This is a genomic window from Egibacteraceae bacterium, from assembly GCA_040905805.1.
Lineage (GTDB): Bacteria > Actinomycetota > Nitriliruptoria > Euzebyales > Egibacteraceae > DATLGH01.
This window is the reverse complement of record JBBDQS010000034.1, coordinates 1-21,656: the sequence shown is the minus strand read 5'-3', so window position 1 is coordinate 21,656 and position 21,656 is coordinate 1. Positions and strand designations below refer to the sequence as shown.

Annotated in this window: 18 protein-coding genes and 1 tRNA gene; 16 read left to right on the top strand and 3 right to left on the bottom strand. The window is 71.3% G+C overall.

The annotated features are described in order from the left end of the window. The first annotated feature begins 26 nt into the window (after positions 1-26). The 8 genes from hisI to trpA all read left to right on the top strand — a co-directional run bounded on the left by hisI (position 27) and on the right by trpA (position 9,934). Positions 27-359, top strand: a complete 333-nt coding sequence (hisI, locus tag WD250_04605) for a phosphoribosyl-AMP cyclohydrolase (GenBank protein ID MEX2619480.1) — start codon at positions 27-29, stop codon at positions 357-359. Continuing rightward, entirely contained in the window at positions 356-1,876 is a 1,521-nt protein-coding gene (trpE, locus tag WD250_04600; GenBank protein MEX2619479.1) for an anthranilate synthase component I, read from the top strand. The genes hisI and trpE overlap by 4 nt, the downstream gene beginning before the upstream one ends. Beyond that, complete coding sequence (locus WD250_04595) at positions 1,873-2,382, top strand: Trp biosynthesis-associated membrane protein (GenBank protein MEX2619478.1); 510 nt, start codon at positions 1,873-1,875, stop codon at positions 2,380-2,382. The genes trpE and WD250_04595 overlap by 4 nt, the downstream gene beginning before the upstream one ends. Before the next feature lie 156 nt (positions 2,383-2,538). Further along, positions 2,539-5,061, top strand: coding sequence for an Ig-like domain-containing protein (locus WD250_04590; GenBank protein ID MEX2619477.1), 2,523 nt, complete (start codon positions 2,539-2,541; stop codon positions 5,059-5,061). A 194-nt stretch (positions 5,062-5,255) separates the two neighbouring features. Continuing rightward, positions 5,256-6,989 (top strand): choice-of-anchor P family protein, encoded by a 1,734-nt coding sequence (locus WD250_04585; protein ID MEX2619476.1) that lies wholly within the window; start codon positions 5,256-5,258, stop codon positions 6,987-6,989. An 88-nt stretch (positions 6,990-7,077) separates the two neighbouring features. Then, positions 7,078-7,917, top strand: a complete 840-nt coding sequence (locus tag WD250_04580; protein ID MEX2619475.1) for an indole-3-glycerol phosphate synthase TrpC — start codon at positions 7,078-7,080, stop codon at positions 7,915-7,917. Then, complete coding sequence (gene trpB / locus WD250_04575) at positions 7,914-9,125, top strand: tryptophan synthase subunit beta (GenBank protein ID MEX2619474.1); 1,212 nt, start codon at positions 7,914-7,916, stop codon at positions 9,123-9,125. Before WD250_04580 ends, trpB begins: the two co-directional genes overlap by 4 nt. Continuing rightward, positions 9,122-9,934, top strand: a complete 813-nt coding sequence (gene trpA / locus WD250_04570; protein ID MEX2619473.1) for a tryptophan synthase subunit alpha — start codon at positions 9,122-9,124, stop codon at positions 9,932-9,934. Before trpB ends, trpA begins: the two co-directional genes overlap by 4 nt. Before the next feature lie 41 nt (positions 9,935-9,975). Here trpA and WD250_04565 read toward each other — a convergent pair whose 3' ends face one another. Together WD250_04565 and WD250_04560 are read right to left on the bottom strand one after the other, a co-directional pair. After that, on the bottom strand, positions 9,976-10,206 hold the full coding sequence (locus tag WD250_04565; GenBank protein MEX2619472.1) for a hypothetical protein: 231 nt from the start codon (positions 10,204-10,206) through the stop codon (positions 9,976-9,978). 8 nt (positions 10,207-10,214) lie between these two features. After that, complete coding sequence (locus WD250_04560) at positions 10,215-11,117, bottom strand: TIGR01777 family oxidoreductase (GenBank protein MEX2619471.1); 903 nt, start codon at positions 11,115-11,117, stop codon at positions 10,215-10,217. Positions 11,118-11,983: 866 nt separating this feature from the next. On the opposite strand from WD250_04560, the gene WD250_04555 reads away from it, so the two are divergent. The 7 genes from WD250_04555 (at position 11,984) to WD250_04525 (ending at position 17,338) form a co-directional block, all read left to right on the top strand. After that, positions 11,984-12,069, top strand: a tRNA-Leu gene (locus tag WD250_04555). Positions 12,070-12,220: 151 nt separating this feature from the next. Continuing rightward, on the top strand, positions 12,221-12,505 hold the full coding sequence (locus WD250_04550) for a hypothetical protein (GenBank protein MEX2619470.1): 285 nt from the start codon (positions 12,221-12,223) through the stop codon (positions 12,503-12,505). A gap of 25 nt (positions 12,506-12,530) precedes the next feature. Next, complete coding sequence (locus WD250_04545) at positions 12,531-13,169, top strand: response regulator (protein MEX2619469.1); 639 nt, start codon at positions 12,531-12,533, stop codon at positions 13,167-13,169. Between the two features lie 137 nt (positions 13,170-13,306). Continuing rightward, positions 13,307-14,569, top strand: a complete 1,263-nt coding sequence (locus WD250_04540; GenBank protein MEX2619468.1) for a branched-chain amino acid ABC transporter permease — start codon at positions 13,307-13,309, stop codon at positions 14,567-14,569. Between the two features lie 16 nt (positions 14,570-14,585). Continuing rightward, positions 14,586-15,722, top strand: a complete 1,137-nt coding sequence (locus WD250_04535) for a branched-chain amino acid ABC transporter permease (GenBank protein ID MEX2619467.1) — start codon at positions 14,586-14,588, stop codon at positions 15,720-15,722. Next, positions 15,712-16,617, top strand: a complete 906-nt coding sequence (locus tag WD250_04530; protein MEX2619466.1) for an ABC transporter ATP-binding protein — start codon at positions 15,712-15,714, stop codon at positions 16,615-16,617. The genes WD250_04535 and WD250_04530 overlap by 11 nt, the downstream gene beginning before the upstream one ends. Beyond that, positions 16,607-17,338: an ABC transporter ATP-binding protein gene (locus tag WD250_04525; protein ID MEX2619465.1), complete on the top strand. Its 732-nt coding sequence runs from the start codon at positions 16,607-16,609 to the stop codon at positions 17,336-17,338. Before WD250_04530 ends, WD250_04525 begins: the two co-directional genes overlap by 11 nt. Positions 17,339-17,390: 52 nt before the next feature. Here the strand turns inward: WD250_04525 and WD250_04520 are convergent, their stop codons facing one another. After that, entirely contained in the window at positions 17,391-18,710 is a 1,320-nt protein-coding gene (locus tag WD250_04520; protein MEX2619464.1) for an ABC transporter substrate-binding protein, read from the bottom strand. 121 nt (positions 18,711-18,831) lie between these two features. On the opposite strand from WD250_04520, the gene polA reads away from it, so the two are divergent. After that, a complete protein-coding gene (polA, locus tag WD250_04515; GenBank protein ID MEX2619463.1) occupies positions 18,832-21,507 on the top strand; it encodes a DNA polymerase I in 2,676 nt (891 codons plus the stop codon). Positions 21,508-21,656: the final 149 nt, after the last annotated feature.

Genomic DNA, 21,656 nt, shown 5'->3' with positions numbered 1-21,656 from the left:
CTGCGGGACGGCTACGCTTGCGACCCATGGTCTGCGAACCTGCCCGTCTGCGCTACGACGATCGAGGGCTCATCCCCGCGGTCGTCCAGCAACACGACACCGGCGAGGTCCTCATGGTCGCGTGGATGACCGAGGACACGCTCACCGAGACCCTGCGCGGCGGCGAGACCGTCTTCTGGTCGCGCAGCCGCGGTGAGCGCTGGCACAAGGGCGAGACCAGCGGGAACACCCAGCGGGTCGTGGCGGTGACCGCCGACTGCGATGCCGACGTGGTGCTGGTCGCGGTGGACCAGCAGGGACCGGGGGCCTGCCACACCGGCGCCCGCAGCTGCTTCCACCAGCCGGTCACCGCCCCGTGACGGCCGCGCCCTATCGGCCGGGGCGTGACGAGGTCGTCGACCTCGCCCGCACCCATGCGGTCGTGCCGGTGTGGCGCGAGGTGCTCGCCGACCTGCAGACACCGGTGGCGGTGTACGACCGGCTCCGCGGCGTCGAAGGGCCGACCTTCCTGCTCGAGTCCGTCGAGCACGGCGAGCGCTGGGGGCGCTACTCGTTCATCGGTCTGCGGCCATTCCTCACCATGTCCGCCCGCGGGGGCATGGTGCGCCTGGAGGGGACAGCCCCGCCGACCGCTCGGGAGGCGGCCGAGACGGGCGACCCCCTGGCGACGTTGGAGGCGCTGATGGGGACGCTGCGGGCGCCGGAGCTGGCCGGGCTCCCGCCGCTGTTCGCCGGTGCGGTCGGCTACCTCGGCTACGACGTGGTGCGCTACATCGAGGCGCTGCCCGACGGCACGGTCGACGACCTCGGCATGGACGACGTGCGCCTGATGTTCCCCGGACAGCTGGTGGCGTTCGACCATCTGCGCCAGCGCCTGCTCGTGGTGTCCAACATCCTGGTCGGCGACGACCCGGGGCGGCAGTACGACCAGGCGGTGGTGGACTCCGAACGCCTGATCGCGATGCTCGGGGGTCAGGTCCATGCGCCGCCCGCCGCGCCGCCCGAGGCGACCTCGGTCGCGGACGCCGCCGCGAACATGAGCAAGGAGCAGTACCTGGGCGCCGTCGAGTCCGCGAAGGAGCACATCCGGGCCGGTGACATCTTCCAGGTGGTGCCGTCCCAGCGGTTCTCGCTGGAGACCGACGTGGACGCGTTCGCCGTCTACCGCGTGCTGCGCGTCATCAACCCGTCGCCGTACCTGTACCTGTTCGACTACGGGGACCTGCAGGTCGTGGGCTCCTCACCGGAGGCGCTGGTGCGGGTGCAGGGCTGCACCGCCTCGATCTGGCCGATCGCGGGTTCGCGGCCGCGAGGGGCGACCGATGAGGAGGACATCCAGCTGGGCCGGTCCCTGCTCGCCGACGAGAAGGAGCGGGCCGAGCACGTCATGCTCGTCGACCTCGCCCGCAACGACCTCGGTCGGGTCTGCGAGACCGCCTCAGTGCGCGTCGCGGACTTCATGGAGGTCGTGCGGTACAGCCACGTCATGCACATCTCCTCGCGGGTGACCGGCACGGTGCGCCGCGGCGTCGGCCCCGTGGACGTGCTGCGGGCGACGTTCCCGGCAGGCACCCTGACCGGGGCGCCGAAGGTCCGCGCGATGGAGATCATCGACGAGCTGGAGGGCACGCGGCGGGGTCTCTACGGTGGGGGGATCGGCTACCTCGACCTCGCCGGCAACGTCGACCTGTGCATCGCGATACGCACGCTCGTGCTCACCGGCGGGCGGGCCCACGTGCAGGCCGGTGCCGGCGTGGTCGCCGACAGCGTCCCGGAACAGGAGTACGCGGAGACGCAGGACAAGGCGATGGCGCTGCTCGCCGCTGTCCGGGCCGCCGAGCGGCTGATGGCCGGGCCGACCGTCCGCGGGCGGTGACGGTGAATGGAACGACGTTCCCCCCGCTGGCCGTCGGTCTGGCGGTGATCGGCGGGCTGCTCCTGGTCGGCGCGACGAGCGGCAACTGGGTGGTGACCGAACAGGTCCGCGAGGTCGGGGGCGTGCCCCTGGCCGAGCCCGAGGGCACGGCGGGTATCGCGCTGGCCGCAAGGGGGATCGCGGCGGGGGTGCTCGCCGTCCTCGGTGGGCTGGGGTTGATTGTGGCGCGTGGGCGCGGGCGGCGCGTGCTCGGTGCGCTGCTGTGCCTGGTCGGAACGGTGACGGTCGTCGTGGTCGCCGTCGGCGTCGTCCGCGCGCTGGATGCACCCGGACGCCTGACCACCGCGCCGTGGGTCGCCGGCCTCGGAGCGGTGGCCATCGCCGGCGCCGGGGTCGTGGCGTGGCGCCGCCCGGCGCCGCCGCCGGCGCTCGGCGACCGGTACTCGATCGACGGGGCCGCCGGCCAGGACCAGGGTGATTGGGGGCTCGCCAGCGACGAACCATGACATCCCACCTATAGGGGATCATGAATCCCCCTTTCGGGGGGCATCGGGCGTCACGCATCGGCGGCTCGGGCGTTAGGAGCGTCGAGCAGGAGTTTCTCCCGGCCCGTCTCGCGGTCATGTGCGGGCAGCCCTGGTGAGCGAGTTGGAGGACCGAGGATGACACAGCAGACGAGTGTGGCGGGTTGGTACCGGTGGCGGGGCGTGGCGGCGGTGGCCGCGGCGCTTATGGCGGTGTCGTTGCTGCCGATGGTGGGGTTGGCGCAGCCTGAGCCGGTGGAGAACCCGCAGGATGCGTGTCCTGACGAGGTCAACCCTCCGGCGCCGTTCACCGACCGGCTGCAGGTCCCCGAGGCGCACCGGTTGAACGTGGACTGCGCGTACAACAACGACATCGCGCTGGGTTTCGCGGATCGGAGCTTCCGGCCGAGCACGCAGGTGCAGCGTGACCAGTTCGCGTCGTTCATGGTGCGCACGTTGCGGGCGGCGGATGTGGATCTGCCCCCGGCCAGCGACCAGGGCTTCACCGACATCTCGGGCAACGTCCACGAGGACAACATCAACATCCTCGCCGCGACCGGGATCACCGCGGGCACGACCTCCACGACCTACAGCCCGTCGTTGCCGCTGCGGCGTGATCAGATCGCCTCGTTCATCTTGCGGGCGGCGTCGTTCATCGAGGACGTGCCGCTGGAGAACCTGCAGCGGGACAGCGGGCCGTTCACCGATGTGCCGGCGAGCAACGTGCATGCCCGCAACATCAACGGGGCACGGGCGCTGAACCTGACGATCGGGCGCACGGCGGGGACCTACGAGCCGGGCACGGCCACGCGGCGCGACCAGATGGCGTCGTTCCTGGTGCGGTTGCTGGCCGCGCTGCGGGAGGGCCCGCTGATCCCGGCGGAGGACCGGGCGGAGACGCTTGACCTCACCCCGGCGACGGCGACCAACCCGGTGGGGACCCAGCACACGGTGACCGCGACGGTCCGCGACGACGAGGCAGCGCTGCTGGCCGACGCCAACGTGCGCTTCGAGGTCTACCGCGACACCGGTGAGGGCGTGTTCAGCGGGCCGGTGGAGCAGGGCGAGCAGCGCACCGACAGCCAGGGGCAGTCGGGCTTTTCCTACACCGGCCCGGGTGAGCCCGTCGAGGACGTGATCGTGGCGTGTCCGGTGCGCCCCGAGGAGACCTGCGAGGTCGTCGACACCGACGCGGAGACCGAGGACATCCAGTTCACCGGGGATCCCGACGCCGACGCACGGGTGTCCGACACGGCGACCAAGACGTGGGTCGAGCCGCCCCCGGTCGACGAGATCGAGCTCGGTGATGGTCAGCTGAACGCGGTCAACCCGCTGGGTGCGGACCACACGCTGACGGCCACCGCCCGTGATGTCGATGGCGAGACGGTCGCCGGCGCCGCGATCCGCTTCGAGGTGTACCGGGCGGAGACCGCCGACGCGACGTTCTCGGGTCCGGTGGAGTCGGCGACGGTCACCACCGACGGGGATGGGGTGGCCACGTTCACCTACAGCCACGACGCCGAAGCGGTGGACCGCATCGTGGTCTGCGCGCCCGAGGAGGGCACCTGCCAGGTGACCGACACCGATCCCGTCACCGCGGGGACCCAGTTCGTCGGTGTCCCGGTGGTGGGCGCCGAGCCCAGCATCGTGGCCACCAAGACGTGGCAGGACGTGCCGCCGGTGGACGAGATCGAGCTCGGTGATGGTGAGCTGAATGCGGTCAACCCGCTGGGTGCGGACCACACGCTGACGGCCACCGCCCGCTTCGAGGACGAGTTGGTGGAGGGCGCCGCGATCCGCTTCGAGGTGTACCGGGCGGAGACCGCCGACGCGACGTTCTCGGGTCCGGTGGAGTCGGCAACGGTCACCACCGACGGGGATGGGGTGGCCACCTTCACCTACAGCCACGACGCCGAGGCGGTGGACCGCATCGTGATCTGCGCGCCCGACGAGGGCACCTGCCAGGTCACCGACACCGACGCGGGCACCGCGGGCATCCAGTTCGTCGGTGTCCCGGTGGTGGGCGCCGAGCCCAACATCGTGGCCACCAAAACGTGGCTGGATCCGGTCGGGGCGGAGTCGTTGACCGCGAGCGCGTTCGGGTTGGACGTGACCCTGCTGGGGCTGCACCTGCTCGACGAGGAGCCGAGCGTGGCGATCGCGCTGCCCGAGCCGCGTCAGGCCGAGGAGACCGACGAGGTGCTGGGGGGGCTGCCGCTGCAGCCGCTGGTGGAGGCCGAGGTGATCGAGGTGTTCGCCAGAGGCGACCTCGACCTCGGCTTCGCGCAAGGCGAGGCGGCGGTCACCGACCTGGAGATCCTCTCGGGGGACCCCCTCGACGAGGAGCCGTTGGTCACCGCTGACGCGATCCGGACGATCTCGACGTCGACGTGCCCCGACGAGGGCACGTTCGAGGAGGCCATGGAGGGCTCGCAGTTCGTCAACGTCACGGTCGCCGGTGTGGAGCTGCCCCTGGACCCGCCGCCCAACACCAACATCGTGATCCCCGGTGTCGCCGAGGTGTGGATCAACGAGGTGATCCCCGACGAGGCGGGTGAGGGCCACGGGTTCACCGTGCGCGGTCTGCGCGTGGACCTGCTCGACAGTGAGGGAGCCGACATCGTCGTCGCCGAGGCGCACTCCAGCGTCATCTGCAACTGACACGTGAATCGCCGGAGCGCCAGCGGAGGCGATTCTCCGCTGTGCCGGGTGAGGTGGTCGCGCAGCGACCGCCATGAGGTACTGACACGCGGCGTCGGGACCGCTCGTGACGAGCCGGCACCGGTCTCGGTGCCGGCAAGCGATAGAGCACCTTTCAGGTTGGAGGCCCGATGATGACGCAGCAGACGAGCACGATGGGTTCGTACCCGTGGCGGATTGTGGCGGCGGTGGCCGTGGCGCTGATGGCGGTGTCGTTGCTGCCGTTGGTGGGGTTGGCGCAGGAGCCGGTGGACGACCCCAACGATGCGTGTCCTGACGAGGTCAACCCTCCGGCGCCGTTCACCGACCGGTTGCAGATCCCTGAGGTGCACCGGTTGAACGTGGACTGCGCGTACAACAACGACATCGCGCTGGGTTTCGCGGATCGGAGCTTCCGGCCGAGCACGCAGGTGCAGCGTGACCAGTTCGCGTCGTTCATGGTGCGCACGTTGCGGGCGGCGGATGTGGATCTGCCCCCGGCCAGCGACCAGGGCTTCACCGACATCTCGGGCAACGTCCACGAGGACAACATCAACATCCTCGCCGCGACCGGGATCACCGCGGGCACGACCTCCACGACCTACAGCCCGTCGTTGCCGCTGCGGCGTGATCAGATCGCCTCGTTCATCTTGCGGGCGGCGTCGTTCATCGAGGACGTGCCGCTGGAGAACCTGCAGCGGGACAGCGGGCCGTTCACCGATGTGCCGGCGAGCAACGTGCATGCCCGCAACATCAACGGGGCGCAGGCGCTGAACCTGACGATCGGGCGCACGGCGAGCACCTACGACCCGGCCACGTCGACGCGGCGTGACCAGATGGCGTCGTTCCTGGTGCGGTTGCTGGCCGCGCTGCGGGAGGGCTCGTTGATCCCGGCGGAGGACCGGGCGCAGACGTTGGATCTCACCCCGGCGACCGCGACGAACGCGGTGGGCACCGAGCACACGGTGACCGCGACGGTGCGCGACGACGAGGAGGCGCTGCTGGCCGACGCCAACGTGCGCTTCGAGGTGTACCGCGACACCGGTGCGGGTGTGTTCAGCGGCCCGGTTGCGCAAGAGGAGCAGCGCACCGGGGACGACGGCGAGTCGTCTTTCACCTACACGGGCCCCGGCGACCCTGCCAGCGACGTGATCGTGGCGTGCCCGGTGCGCCCCGGAGAGACGTGTGAGGTCGTCGACACCGACGCGGAGACCGACGGCATCCAGTTCACCGGCGATCCCGACGCCGACGCACGGGTGTCCGACACGGCGACCAAGACGTGGCAGGAGGGCGCGACGCCGACGTCCCCCGCGGACTCGTTGACCGCCAGCGCGTTCGGGTTGGACGTGAACCTGCTGGGGGTGGAGGTGCTCGACGAGGAGCCGAGCGTGGCGATCGCGTTGCCCGAGCCGCGTCAGGCCGAGGAGACCGACGAGGTGCTGGGGGGGCTGCCGCTGCAGCCGCTGGTGGAGGCCGAGGTGATCGAGGTGTTCGCCAGAGGCGACCTCGACCTCGGCTTCGCGCAAGGCGAGGCGGCGGTCACCGACCTGGAGATCCTCTCGGGGGACCCCCTCGACGAGGAGCCGTTGGTCACCGCTGACGCGATCCGGACGATCTCGACGTCGACGTGCCCCGACGAGGGCACGTTCGAGGAGGCCATGGAGGGCTCGCAGTTCGTCAACGTCACGGTCGCCGGTGTGGAGCTGCCCCTGGACCCGCCGCCCAACACCAACATCGTGATCCCCGGTGTCGCCGAGGTGTGGATCAACGAGGTGATCCCCGACGAGGCGGGTGAGGGCCACGGGTTCACCGTGCGCGGTCTGCGCGTGGACCTGCTCGACAGTGAGGGAGCCGACATCGTCGTCGCCGAGGCGCACTCCAGCGTCATCTGCGCCGACGCCGAGGCGTAAGGTCGTCGCCCAGCCGGACCGTCGTTTCCCCGATGGCGGCTTGGCCGCGATCCGCCCTACGATGGCTGCCCACCCCAAGGAGCAGCCGGTGACGAACTTCCTGGACGAGGCGTGCGCGGCCGCGCGCGCACGGACCACCGCCGCTGCCGCCGTGGTCAGCCTGGGCGTCCTCCGGCGCCGGGTGGCGGGTGCTGACCCGCCGCCGGGGTTGGTGGCAGCGCTGGCTGCACCCGGGGTGACGGTCGTCGCCGAGGTGAAGCGGGCCAGCCCGTCGCGGGGCCCGATCGCGCCGATCCCCGACCCCGCGGCGTTGGCGCGTTCCTACGCCGAGGGCGGCGCCGGCGCCGTCAGCGTGCTGACCGAACCGCACTGGTTCTGCGGGTCGCTGGCCGACGTGGAGGCCGTCGTCGGAGCCGTGGCGATTCCCGTGCTGCGCAAGGACTTCGTGGTCGAGGAGTACCAGGTGTGGGAGGCACGGGCATCGGGGGCCAGCGCCGTGCTGCTGATCGTCGCCGCGCTGGACGACCCGCAGCTGCAGGGCCTGCTCGCTGCCGCGGACCGCGCCGGACTGGATGCGCTGGTCGAGGTGCACGACGCGGGCGAGGCCACCCGGGCTGCGACGGCGCACGCGGCCGCGGCCACGGGCCGGCGCCTGGTAGTCGGCGTCAACGCGCGCGACCTCACGAGCCTGAAGGTCGACCCGGACCGGTTCGCCGCCGTCGTCGACGCCTTGCCCGCCGGCGCGCTGGCGGTCGCGGAGAGCGGCGTCAAGGGCCCCGACGACGTGCGCCGGCTGGGAGCCCTGGGCGCGGACGCCGTCCTCGTGGGCGAGCACGTGGCGTGCGCGGACGACCCCGCTGTGGCGGTGCGGGCGCTCGCCACGGCGGGGGCGCAAGTTGCGGACGCCTCCACCGGGGCGCCCCGGTGACCGCCACCGACCGGTCTGATCTCGGTCACTACGGACGGTTCGGCGGGCGCTTCGTGCCCGAGGCGCTGGTCGCCGCGCTCGACGAGCTCGCCGCGGCCTTCGCCGCAGCGACGGCCGACCCGGCGTTCACCGGGCGGCTCGCCGCGCTGGCCCGCGACTACGGCGGTCGCCCGACGCCGCTCTACCTGGCCGAGCGGCTGACCACGCACGCCGGAGGCGGTCGCATCTACCTCAAGCGTGAGGATCTGGCGCACACCGGCAGCCACAAGCTGAACAACGTGCTGGGGCAGGCGCTGCTGACCACCCGGATGGGCAAGCGCCGGGTGATCGCCGAGACGGGGGCGGGGCAGCACGGCGTCGCCACCGCCACAGCCGCGGCGCTGTTCGGCCTGGAGTGCACGGTCTACATGGGCGAGGAGGACTGCCGCCGCCAGCGGTTGAACGTCGTGCGGATGCAGCTCATGGGGGCGGAGGTCGTGCCGGTGACCAGCGGCAGCCGCACGCTGAAGGACGCCATCAACGAGGCGATGCGCGACTGGGTCACCAACGTCGACTCCACCCACTACCTCATCGGCTCGGTGGTGGGCCCACACCCGTTCCCGCTGCTGGTGCGCGAGTTCCAGAAGGTCATCGGCGAGGAGGCCCGCCGGCAGATGCTCGAGACCGAGGGCCGCCTGCCCGACGCGGTGGTGGCGTGCGTCGGGGGAGGCTCGAACGCCATCGGCGCCTTCCACGCCTTCATACCAGACGAAACGGTGGCCCTGGTGGGCGTCGAGGCCGGGGGCGAGGGCCTCGACGGCCCGCGCCACGCGGCGTCGTTGTCCGGGGGCAGCGAGGGCATCCTGCACGGCGCCCGTTCGTTCGTGCTGCAGGACGACTACGGTCAGGTCCGCCCGACCCACTCGGTGTCCGCCGGCCTGGACTACCCGGGCGTCGGGCCCGAACACGCCTGGCTTGCCGACACGGGGCGCGCGCGCTACGTGACGGCCACCGACGGCGAGGCGCTGGAGGGGTTCGGGCTGCTCTGCGAGCTCGAAGGCATCATCCCGGCACTGGAGCCCGCCCACGCGGTCCTGCCCGCCATCCGCCTCGCCCGGGAGGTGGGCCGCAGCGGGATCGTGGTGCTCAACCTGTCCGGACGGGGGGACAAGGACGTCGACGAGGTTCTCGAGGTCCTGGAGCGGCGCGGCGGGCAGGTGTCCGGGTGACCGCCGTCATGGTCGAGAAGGCGGTACGGGCGGCCAACGACGGCGGCCGCGCGGCGCTCATCGTCTACCTCCCCGCCGGCTATCCCGATCTCGACACGTCACGAGCCTGCCTGGTCGCCGCGGCGGAGGCGGGCGCCGACCTCTTGGAGGTCGGTTTCCCGTATTCCGACCCGTTGATGGACGGTCCGGTGATCCAGGCGGCCTGCCACACGGCCATGGAGCGCGGCTACACCCCCGGCGACGACCTGGAGATGTGCGCTGCCCTCACCGCCGCGATCGAGGTGCCGGCACTCGTGATGACCTACTACAACCTCGTCTGGCACTACGGGGGGACCGAACGGCTCGACGCTTTCGCTGCCGCGGCCGCGGGCGCCGGACTGGCCGGGGCGATCCTGCCGGACCTGCCCGCCGACGAGGGCGCGCCATGGACCGCCGCCGCAGCCGCCCATGGCCTGGCGACCGTGTTCCTCGCGGCCCCGACCTCGAGCAAGGAGCGGCTGCGCGCGGTCGCCGCCGCCTCGACGGGGTTCGTGTACGCGACCTCGACGCTCGGTGTCACCGGCGAGCGGGCATCCCTGTCGACCATGGCGGCACCCCTCGTCGAGCGGCTGCGCGCCTGCACCGACCGGCCCGTGTGCGTGGGTATCGGCGTGTCGACCGCTGCCCACGCGGCGGAGGTCGCTGGCTTCGCCGACGGGGTGATCGTCGGGTCCGCGGCGGTGCGCGCGGCCGGTGAGGGCGGGCCGGAGGCGGTCCGCGAGCTCGTCGCCGGCCTGGCCGAGGGGTGCCGGCGCCCCGGGAGGGGCTGAGACCCGCCCTCGCAGGCTCGGGCGATGCACGGGTCGCTGGGTCAGCTGGCGCGCTCGGCGATGATCGCGGCCACGAGCACCAGGGTGGCGATCAGCAGTGCCGCACCGGTGATGCGGCGCAGGCGGTTGGTGACCGCCGCGCCCACGGCGGGCCGGTTCGGGGTGGTGCGCGCGGGCGTCGCGCGGTTGCGCTCCACGGGGTCGTCCCCACCGGTCCCATCGCTCGGGCCCGGTTCGGCCCCAGGATCGGAGTCGCCGCCGTGGGGGCCCATGGCCGCCCTCATCCGGTCCGAGGTCGGTCGAGCACGTGGCGCAGACCGTCCTCGAGGTTGGGGTGGGTGAAGACGAAGCCGTTCGCCTCGGCGCGCTCCGGGAGGGCCCGCTTGCTGGAGAACAGCAGAGCGTCGGCCAGCTCGCCGAGCACCAGACGCGGCGCGAACCGCGGGACGGGCACCAGCGCCGGCCGGGACAGCACGTCGGCGAGCGTGCGGGTGAACTCGGCGTTGGTGACCGGTGCCGGGGCCACCGCGTTCACCGGCCCGTCCAGGCGGTCACTGAGCGCGTACGCGATGAGCGCCAGGTGATCGTCGAGCGTGATCCAGCTCATGTACTGCTTGCCCGAGCCGAGCCTTCCGCCCACACCCAGCTTGAAGGGCAACGCCAGCTTGGGCAGCGCCCCGCCCTCGCCGAGCACCATGCCGGTCCGCAGGTGCACGACCCGCACCCCGGCGTCGCGGGCGGGGTCGGCGGCAGCCTCCCAGGCGACGCACACCTCGGCCAGGAAGTCGTCGCCGGGCGCGCTGTCCTCGGTCAGCACCTCGTCACCGCGGTCGCCGTAGTAGTCGATCCCCGACGCGGCGACCAGGATCCGGGGTCCGTCGGGCATCCCGGCCATGGTCTTGGCGAGCAGCGCGGTCCCCTCCACCCGGCTGTCGCGGATCCGGCGCCGGCGCTTCTGCGTCCATCGACCCGACGCGATCGGCTCGCCGGCGAGGTGCACCACCGCGTCCACGCCACGCAGGGCCTCGGGGTCAAGCCGCCCGCTCGCCGGGTCCCAGCTGATCTCGCCGGGCGCGTCGGACTGGCGGCGGGTCACCCGGGTCGTGTCGTGCCCGGCGGCCGCCATCGCCGCGACGAGCGCCGAGCCGATGAACCCGGTCGCACCGGTGATGGCGAGGTGCATGTGGACGGTTCCTCCAGACGGCTGCCGCCACGCTAGCGCACGGGCGGCGCCCCAGCGTCACGGTGGCGGTGACGTGGGCCCGCCCAGGCTGTGCACAACCGTGGCAGATCCGCAGCCGGTTGTCGCAGGGGCGTGGGACTGTACGGTCATGGCCAGACCGCGACGGTGGACGGACGAGCAGCTCCGCGCTGCCGTGGACGCGTCCGAGTCGATCACCGAGGTGCTGAGCAGGCTGGGGTTGGCCAAGGGCGGTGCCACCATGGTCGCCGTTCGTACGCGGATCCTGGAGCTGGGGCTGGACCGACCGCACATACGGCGGCGTCTGCGATCCCCGGCATGGAGTGTCGACCCGTCGACCTTGTCGCCTGCTCGGCCGCGGGGGCGGATGTGGTCGGATGCGGACCTGGCCCGCGCGGTCGCGGTGTCCCGTTCGCTCGCCGCCGTCCACCGTGAGCTGGGCCTCAAGTACGGTGGTGGCACCTACGTGACGCTCAAGGAGCGCATCGCCGAGCTCGGGCTGGACACGGGCCACTTCACCGGACAGGGCTGGAACAAGGGTCGGGTGCCGAACGGCCTGCCGATCCCGTTGGAGGAGATCCTGGTTGCGGAGTCCACGTACCGAAACACCCACAAGCTGCGGCTGCGGTTGCTCGCGGAAGGGCGCAAAGAGGCGCGGTGTGAGGGTTGCGGCGGGACCGAGTGGCAAGGGCAACCCATCCCGCTCCAGCTCGACCACATCAACGGGGATCGCACCGACAACCGCATTGAGAACCTCCGCCTCCTCTGCCCAAACTGCCACGCGCAGACCGATACCTGGTGTGGAAGGAACCGCGGTCGGCGATCTACACTCGTGGCGGAACGGCAGCGCTCCGGTGGCGGAATCAGGCAGACGCATGCCTCTCAAAAGGGCACGCCGAAAGGCATGAGGGTTCGAATCCCTCCCGGAGCACCAGACATGCTCGCCGGGCAGCTGACGTTGTTCTGACGTCATCTCCCGGCAGGCCGGGTAGGTGTCGTAGACTGCGCCTTCCCCGGGGGCCGCGACGGTCTAAGTCCCTCTGCCCCTAGGGTGGTGCCCCTGTCCCCACGACGAAACGGGTGGCGTGAGACTGCACGGAAGCGTTGAGAAGCGACTCGCGGAGGCGCGCGACGAGGCGCGCCGGCTCCGGGAGACCCTGCGCGTGCTCGACGAGCAGGTGGCCTACCAGAAGGACGTCGCAGACGACGCGGCGACACGGGCCACCGTCGCCGGGACGCCGCTGGCGGACCGAGAACGGCGGACCACCGCGGAAGACCTCCGACGGCTGCAGCGGCAGCGGGACGAGACCGCCGCGCTGATCGAGGAGCTGACCGCCGAGCAGGACGCCCTGCTCGACCGAATGGGCTAGCGAGCACGACGCAAGGAGATGCCCGATGCCCAGACCCGCCGCCGCAGCGCCGGCACCCGAGGAGGACCAGGTGACCAAGCGACCCGACCGTCCCATCCGGGTCCTCATCGCCGAGGACGAGGCCCTCATCCGCCTCGACCTGAAGGAGATGCTCATCGAGGAGGGCTTCGACGTGGTGGCGGAGGTCAGCGACGGGGCCACCGCGGTGCGTCTTGCCCGTGAGCTGCGTCCGGACCTCGCGATCCTCGACCTGAAGATGCCGGTCATGGACGGCATCCAGGCCTCGGAGCAGATCACCCGCGAGCGGCTGTCGGCGGTGCTGATCCTGACGGCGTTCAGCCAGCGCGACCTCATCGAGAAGGCCCGCCGCGCAGGGGCCATGGCCTACCTCGTGAAGCCGTTCCAGAAGCACGACCTGCTGCCGGCGATCGAGATCGCCGCCGGGCGCTTCAAGGACCTGCAGGGCCTGGAGAGCCAGGTCGGCAACCTCACCGATCGTCTCGAGGCCCGCAAGCTCGTCGAGCGGGCCAAGGGCCTCCTGCAGGAACGCGAGGAGATGACCGAGGCGTCCGCGTTCCGGTGGCTGCAGCGCACTGCGATGGAGCGCCGCCTGACCATGAAGGCCGTCGCCGAACAGGTCGTGGAGCGATACGAGCAGCCCTGAGGCCGGCAGCGCGGACCAGCTCATCCTCCTGGATCGCGGACGCATCGTCGAAGGTGTGCAGGTCCTGTGACCCTTGCGTCGACTTTCACACTAGAATCCGGGACCGGCGGGACCGGCAGAGGAGGCGAGGCGGCACGGTGGGCAACCTCGTGGGGGTGGTGCTCGGCACGATCATGGTGCTCGCCGCCTTGACGGCGTCGCCCGCGGTGGCCCAGGAAGCCGACGAACGCGTCCAGGGCACCCTGACCGACCAGGAGGGAGAGCCGGTCGAGGACGTGGCCATCACGGTGGCCGACGACGACGGTGCGGTCATCGACAGCGTGACGAGCGACGATGACGGGTCGTGGACGGTCGACCTCCCTGGCCCTGGCCCGTACGAGGCCACGCTCGACGTGGAGACCCTGCCGGCAGACCTCGGGCTCACGAACCCCGATCGTGCGACGCTCGACGTCACCATCCGCCCGAGGCAGGTCCGCACGCTGATCTTCCAGCTCGGCGAGCGGGAGGCCGCCGAGGGCCAGTTCGTGCGACGCCTCGCGCAGAGCAGCCTGAACGGCGTGAAGTTCGGGTTGATCATCGCGATGACCGCCATCGGCCTGTCGTTGATCTTCGGCACGACGGGGCTGATCAACTTCGCCCACGGGGACCTGGTGACCCTCGGTGCCATCACCGCGCTGGTGCTGAACACGGCGGGGCTGCACATCGTCCCGGCCGCGGTGATCGCCGTGGGGATCGGTGCGGGCTTCGGGGGCGCCCTCGAGGCCGGCATGTGGCGGCCGCTGCGCCGGCGCCGGACCGGGCTGGTCCAGATGCTCGTCATCACGGTGGGTCTGGCGTTCTTCGTGCGCCACGTCATTCTCTTCTTCCACGGCGGGAGTCCCAATCCCTACCGTGACTACACGGTCCAGACGGCGCTCATCTTCGGTCCCGTGCGGATCACCCCCCGCGACCTGTTCGCGATGGGGCTCGCCCTGGTCGTCCTGGTCGGCGTCGGCCTGCTGCTGAACCGCACGCGCCTGGGCAAGGCCATGCGGGCGGTCGCCGACAACCGGGACCTCGCCGAGTCCTCGGGCATCAACGTGGAGCGCATCATCCTCGTGGTCTGGGTGGTCGGCGCCGGACTGGCCGCCCTGGGCGGGATCCTGCTGGGCCTGGTCGAGACCGTGCACTACCTGATGGGGTTCCGCCTCCTGCTGCTGATGTTCGCCGGGGTGATCTTGGGCGGGCTCGGTACCGCGTACGGCGCCATCGTCGGCAGCATCGTCGTCGGCCTGGTCACGGAGCTGTCGACGATCTGGTTCTCGACCGAGCTGAAGAGCATGTGGGCGCTGCTGATCCTCATCCTGATCCTGCTGGTCCGACCTCAGGGCATCCTGGGCTTCAAGGAGCGGATCGGCTGATGGGAGGAGCCCGCCCGTGACATCCACCCAGGCGGCCGCCGACGAGCAGGAGGAGACGCCTGCCCCCCGGTGGACCCCGAAGGCCCGCGGCCAGATCAAGCTCGTCGCCGTGCTGGTGGCGGTGACCGTGGTGGTGTTCGCCGCCGCCGAGGCGGTCGGCCTCAGCAGCCTGACGATCTTCACCGACGCCCTGCGGACGGCCACCGGACCGTCCGCCGCGGTCTACGCGCTGCTGGCCATCGGGCTGAACATGCACTTCGGCTACACGGGTCTGCTGAACTTCGGGCAGGTCGGGTTCATGCTCGTGGGGGCCTACGGTGTCGCGATCGGGGTCTCGACCTTCGGGCTCGGCCTGTGGGTCGGGATCCTGATCTCCATCGGGCTGGCGGTCGTCCTGGCGCTGCTCCTCGGCGCACCGACCCTGCGGCTGCGCGCCGACTACCTGGCGATCACCACCATCGCCGCGGCGGAGATCCTGCGGTTCATCTTCCGCTCCAGCGACGCCCGTCCGGTGACCAACGGGGTGTTCGGCCTGCGGGGGTTCGCCGACGAGTTCTACCGCCTCAACCCCATCCCGCCGGGCGACTACGACATCCTCCTGCTCACGTTGAGCTCGCGGCGGCTGTGGGTGATCGTCGTGGGGTGGTCACTGGTGACGCTGATCTCGCTGTTCATGTGGGCGCTCATGCGCAGCCCTTGGGGCCGGGTCATCAAGTCGATCCGGGAGGACGAGGACGCGGCCCGGAGCCTCGGCAAGAACGTCTTCTCCTACAAGATGCAGAGCCTGGTCATCGGCGGCGTGGTCGGCGCGATCGGCGGCGTGGTGTTCTCCCTCACCCTGCAGACGGTGCAACCGGACACCTTCCAGCCGCAGCTGACGTTCTTCGCCTACACGGTGCTGATCCTCGGGGGCGCAGCCCGCATCCTGGGCCCGATCGTCGGGTCGGTGATCTTCTGGTTCATCGTGGCCGGGTTCGACAGCTTCCTGCGGCGCGCGGCAGCGGCGGAGCTGCTGCCCCCCGAGTACTTCGGGTCGGGCTCCATCGGCGCGACAAGGTTCGCCTTGGTGGGGCTCGGCCTGATGCTCCTCATGGTCTACCGCCCGCAGGGGCTCCTCGGCGACCGCAGGGAGATGCAGCTCGATGCCAAGTGACTCCCGGCCGTCCCCCCAGGGCGGGGACGGCGCAGCCCCGGCGGTGAGCAGCCGTGACCCGCTCGCGGGCGTGCCGGCCGAGCCCGGGGTCGCCAAACCCGATCCGATCCTGATCGCCGACGAGATCGAGCGGTCCTTCGGAGGGCTGCAGGCCGTCGACGTGGCGCACCTCGAGGTGCCGCGCGGGCTCATCACCGGCCTGATCGGTCCCAACGGCGCGGGCAAGACGACGTTCTTCAACCTGATGACCGGCTTCGACGCTCCCGACCGTGGCCGCTGGACCTTCGACGGGCACCCGCTGGCGCGCGTGCCGGCGCACCGGGTGGCGCGCCTCGGCATGGTGCGCACGTTCCAGCTGACCAAGGCACTCGGCCGCATGAGCGTGCTGGAGAACATGATGCTGGCCGCCGGCGGGCAGCTGGGGGAGCGCTTCCTGCCCTCCCTCGTGCCGGCGCTGTGGCGCCGTCAGGAGACAGCGAACCAGCACCGTGCGGACGAGCTGCTTGCGCGCTTCAAGCTGGACGGCCTGCGTGACGACTACGCGGGCACGCTGTCCGGAGGGCAGAAGAAGCTGCTGGAGATGGCCCGCGCCCTCATGGCGGAACCGTCCATGGTGATGCTCGACGAGCCCATGGCCGGGGTCAACCCCGCGCTGACGCAGTCCCTGCTCGGCCACGTGAAGGCGCTGCGCGACGAGGGCATGACCGTGCTGTTCGTGGAGCACGACATGGATGTGGTCATGGACATCAGCGACTGGGTGGTCTGCATGGCCGAGGGGCGCATCATCGCGGAGGGCCCCCCGCACTCCATCGGGGCGAACCAGGCGGTCATCGACGCGTACCTCGGCGCAAGCCATGACGAGCCGCCACCAGAGGAGGACGAGCGTGACCAGTGACCCGGTGCTCGTCGCGGAGTCGGTGGTCGCCGGCTACGTGCCGGGGATCAACATCCTGAACGGCTGCAACCTGGAGCTGGCCGAGGGCGAGCTCGTGGGCATCATCGGGCCGAACGGCGCCGGCAAGTCCACCCTGGTGAAGGCCATGTTCGGCCTGCTGGCCGTGACCGAGGGGCGGGTGCGCCTGCGCGGCGAGGAGATCACCAACCTGGCGGCGCACCAGCTCGTGGCCAAGGGCGTCGGCTACGTCCCGCAGGTCGCCAACGTGTTCCCCCGTCTGTCGGTGGAGGCGAACCTGGAGATGGGCCTGTACCTGCGGCCCAAGCAGTGGGACCGACGGTTCGCGTTCGTCGCCGACCTGTTCCCCCTCCTGGCTGACCGCCGCAAGCAGCGGGCCGGGTCCCTGTCCGGGGGTGAGCGCCAGATGGTGGCGATGGGCCGGGCGCTCATGATGGACCCGGCGGTGCTGTTCCTCGACGAGCCGTCCGCCGGGCTGTCGCCGGCCAACCAGGATGGCGTCTTCCGCCGGGTGCGCCAGATCAACGGCGCCGGCATCTCCATCGTCATGGTCGAGCAGAACGCCCGTCGGTGCCTGCAGATCTGCCACCGCGGCTACGTGCTGGACCAGGGGCAGAACGCCTACACCGGCACGGGTGACGAGCTGCTCGGCGACCCGAAGGTCATCGAGCTGTACCTCGGGACCCTCGCCAAGGCTCGGTAAGACCACGAGAGGGGGTCCGGTGAACCGGACCCCCTCGATGGTGTGACCGGGACTACTCCTCTGCGCCCTCCTCGAGCGTGGACTCGATGCCGCTCTCGATGACGGTGAACTCGCCGTCGGCGAACTCCCAGATCTCGTAGGTGCCGATCGCCGGCTCACCGGCGTCGGTGAACGTCGTGGCGCCGCTGGGGCCCTGGTAGTCGATGTCCTCGCCGTCCTCGAGCAGGGCGACGCAGTCGGCGAAGTTGGTGCACTCCTCGCCGTCGCGGGTCACGTTGTTCATCTCCTCGACGAAGACCTCGGGGTCGTCGCTGTTCGCGGCCACCGCCGCCAGGGCGGTGATCACCGCGCAGTCGTAGATTTGCGGGGCGAACGTGAAGTCCTCGAGGTCGGGGGCGAACTCCTCCAACCCGCTCTGGAACTCGGGGTCGACGCTGGCGTCGGGGCGGGTCCCCGACATGCCGTCGACGACGTTGGGGTCACCCGGGTCGACCGAGGCGGGGAAGTCGGCGGTGGCGACACCGTCGGCGCCGTAGAGCGCCACTTCGCCCGGCCCGATGCCGGCCTCGATCATGCCGGAGACCAGCTGCGCGCCCTCCTCGAAGGAGATCAGCGCGATCGCGTCGGCGTTGGCGTCGACGAGCTGCTGGACCTCGGAGTCGAAGGTGTCCGCAGTCGGGTCGTAGAGGACCTCCTCCACCACGGTGGCACCCTGCTCCTCGAGCGCCGCACTGGTGGCGTCCAAGAGCCCCTCGCCGTACTCGTCGGAGCGGGCGGCCAGGGCGACCTGCGTGTGGCCGTCGCCGACGATCTTCTCGGCGAGGATCGGCCCCTGCAGCGCGTCGGTCGGGGCGGTGCGGAAGTAGAAGCCGTCGTCCTCGTAGGTGGTGAAGACCGGGCCGGTGTTGGAGCCGGAGCACTGCACGACGCCGGCGCCGGTGACCTGGTCGATGATCGCCAGCGACATGCCGGTCGCCGCCGCGCCGATGATGGCGTCGACGCCGTCGGCGAGCAGGCGGTCCGCCGTCTCGCTGGCCACGGCGGTGTCACCGGCCTCGTCGCCGCCGGTGAGGGTGACGTCCTCGCCGAGGACGCCACCAGCTTCGTTGATCTGCTCCACGGCGTAGTTGAGCCCCTCGATCATGGGGTCGCCCAGGAAGGCGAGGTCACCGGTCTCGGGCAGCACGAAGCCGAGGCTCAGCACCCCGTCGCCGCGGGTGACGTCGTCCTCAGGTTCCTCCGTCTCGGTGTCATCGGGCGTCTCGACGGGTTCGGGATCTTCCTCCTCCGGCTCGTCGGCCGGACAGGCCGTCAGAAAGAGGGCAGGTACGGTCACAATCGCCAGGAGGCGCAACCATCTCGTCCTCGACATCGGTGTTCTCCTTGGTTACCGGTGGTGCGTGGAGCGTGCTCGGTGGTGTGATCCTATCCTACGAAGGCGATAGTTTCGACCAGATGTCGGGCCCCCGGATCAGGCCTCTATCATCGCGGGCATGCCTGCCCGCCCCGTCCTCGCACTCCTCGACGGCCACAGCCTGGCCTACCGGGCGTTCTTCGCATTGCCAGAGGATCTGCGCACCACGACCGGCCAGCAGACCAACGCCGTGTACGGCTTCACCAGCATGCTCATCAAGCTGCTCACCGAGCACAGGCCCGACGGCATCGCGGTGATGTTCGACAAGGGCCGGCCCGCAGAGCGCCTGGCGATCCTGCCCGAGTACAAGGGCAACCGCCGGGAGACCCCCGACGCCTTCCGCTCCCAGCTGCCGTTGATCGGCGAGGTCCTCGACGCGCTCGCCATCCCCCAGGTGACCATCGACGGGGTGGAGGCCGACGACCTGATCGCGACGTACGCGACGCTGGCCTCCGGCTCGGGGATGGACACCCTGGTGGTCACCGGTGACCGTGACGCGTTCCAGCTGGTGGACGAGCACACCTCGGTGCTCTACACCAGACGGGGCATCTCCGACACGGTGGTCATGGACGCGGGGGCGATCGCGGCCAAGTACGGCGTCGGCCCGGACCGCTACCCCGACCTGGCGGCGCTGCGCGGGGACCCGAGCGACAACATCCCCGGGGTCCCGGGGGTGGGGGAGAAGACCGCCGCCAAGCTGCTCGCCGAGTACGGCGACCTGGAGGGGATCTTCGCGAACCTCGAGCACATCCGCGGCAAGCGCGGCGAGGCGCTGGCCGAGCACCAGCAGGCGGTGCTCGACGGGTACGCGGTCGCACAGCTGCGCCGCGACGTCGAGGTCCCCCTGTCCATCGACGTGCTGCGGCGCGGCGACACCGACATGGAGGCGGTGCGCAGCCTGTTCGCCACCCTCGAGTTCCGCGCGCTGTGGGAGCGGCTCGCCGAAGCCCTTGATGCCGGGGTCGGGGACGTCGAGGCGGGATCGTTCGCCGTGGAGCCCAGGCGCCTTGGTGCGGGGGAGCTGGTCACCTGGCTCGGGAGCGTGTCCCCGGACCTGCCGGTGGCGCTCGTGCCGTTCGCCCGGGGCCGGCCCCCGGTGGTGGCGTGGGATGCCGTCGCGGTCGCCGCCACCGGCGTCGCGCCCGCGACGGCGACCCTCGCCGAGCTGGCGCGGGAGGACCTCGATTTGCTCGCCGCCCTCCTGGCCGCGGAGGACCGCCCACTGCTGGTGCACGACCTGAAGGCGTTGTGCCACGCGGCGGCCTCCCGCGGGTGGCCGGTGGCCGGCGTGCAGATGGACACGGAGCTGGCCGCCTACCTGGTCCAGCCCCAGCAGCGCGCGTACGACCTCGAGGCCCTGGCGCTGCAGTACCTGAACAAGCAGCTGACCGCGGGGACCGCGACCGACGAGGGGAGCCAGCAGCTGGCGATGGCCATCGCCGACGACTGGCCCGAGCGCGCCCTGCGGGCCCAGGCGCTGCACGAGATCGCCGACGTGCTCGCCGGCGCCCTGGCCGAGCGCGACCAGGCACGCCTGCTCGGCGAGCTGGAGCTGCCCCTGGTCGCGGTGCTGGTCGGCATGGAGCACGCCGGCGTCGCCGTGGACCTCGAGGTGCTGGTGGAGATCGGCGAGACCCTCGGCGACCGGATGCGCGGTCTGCAGGAGGAGATCTACGGCTGGGCCGACGAGGAGTTCAACCTCGATTCCCCCAAGCAGCTGCAGGCGGTGCTGTTCGACCGCCTGGACCTGCCCAAGACGAAGCGCATCAAGACTGGCTACTCCACCGATGCCGCAGCGCTGACCGCGATGGTCGACACCCACCCCATCGTCGCGCCGCTCCTGGAGTACCGCGAGGTCTCGAAGCTCAAAGGCACCTATGTGGATGCGCTGCCGCCCCTGATCGACCCGTCGACGGGGCGCATCCATGCTGAGTTCCGCCAGACCGTGGCGGTGACCGGTCGGCTGTCGTCGCAGCACCCCAACATCCAGAACATCCCCATCCGCTCGGTCACCGGACGGGAGATCCGCCGGGCCTTCGTCCCCGGCGAGGACTACACGAGCCTCCTGCTCGCCGACTACTCGCAGATCGAGCTGCGGGTCATGGCGCACCTGTCCGGCGACGAGGACCTGATCGCGGCGTTCACCAGCCACGAGGACATCCACGCGACGACCGCGGCGCTGGTGTGGGATCTCCCGATCTCGGCGGTGGACAACACGCTGCGCAGCCGCATCAAGGGGATGACCTACGGGCTGGCCTACGGCCTGTCGGCCTTCGGGCTGTCCCAGCAGCTCGGCATCCCACCCGACGAGGCTCGCGAGCTCATGGAGGCCTACTTCGCACGCTTCCCCGGTGTCCGCGCGTACCTGTACGACGGCGTGGAGCAGGCCCGCAAGGACGGGTGGACGTCCACGCTGTTCGGCCGCCGGCGCTACCTGCCCGACTTGATGAGCGACAACCGCCAGCGCCGCGAGATGGCCGAGCGCATGGCGCTGAACGCCCCCATCCAGGGCACGGCCGCCGACATCATCAAGATGGCCATGGTGGCCGTCCACCAGCGCATGGGGGCCGAGGGCATGGCGTCCCAGCTGCTGCTGCAGGTGCACGACGAGCTGGTCTGCGAGACCGCGCCCGGCGAGGAGGAGGCGCTGCGCGAGCTGCTGGTCGAGGCCATGAGCGGGGTGGTCGACCTGGCCGTCGCCCTGGAGGTCGACACCGCCTCCGGCCGGTCCTGGGCGGAGGCCGAGAAGCACTGACGGCCCGCGTCTCGCGTCTCGCGTGCGAGCGGCGCGGGGGCCGCGCCGGCACGGCGCGAGCGGCCGGCGCGGGCGGCACGGGGGGAGCGGCCGGCGCGAGCGGCCGGCGCGAGCGGCCGGCGCGAGCGGCGCGGGGGGAGCGGCCGGCG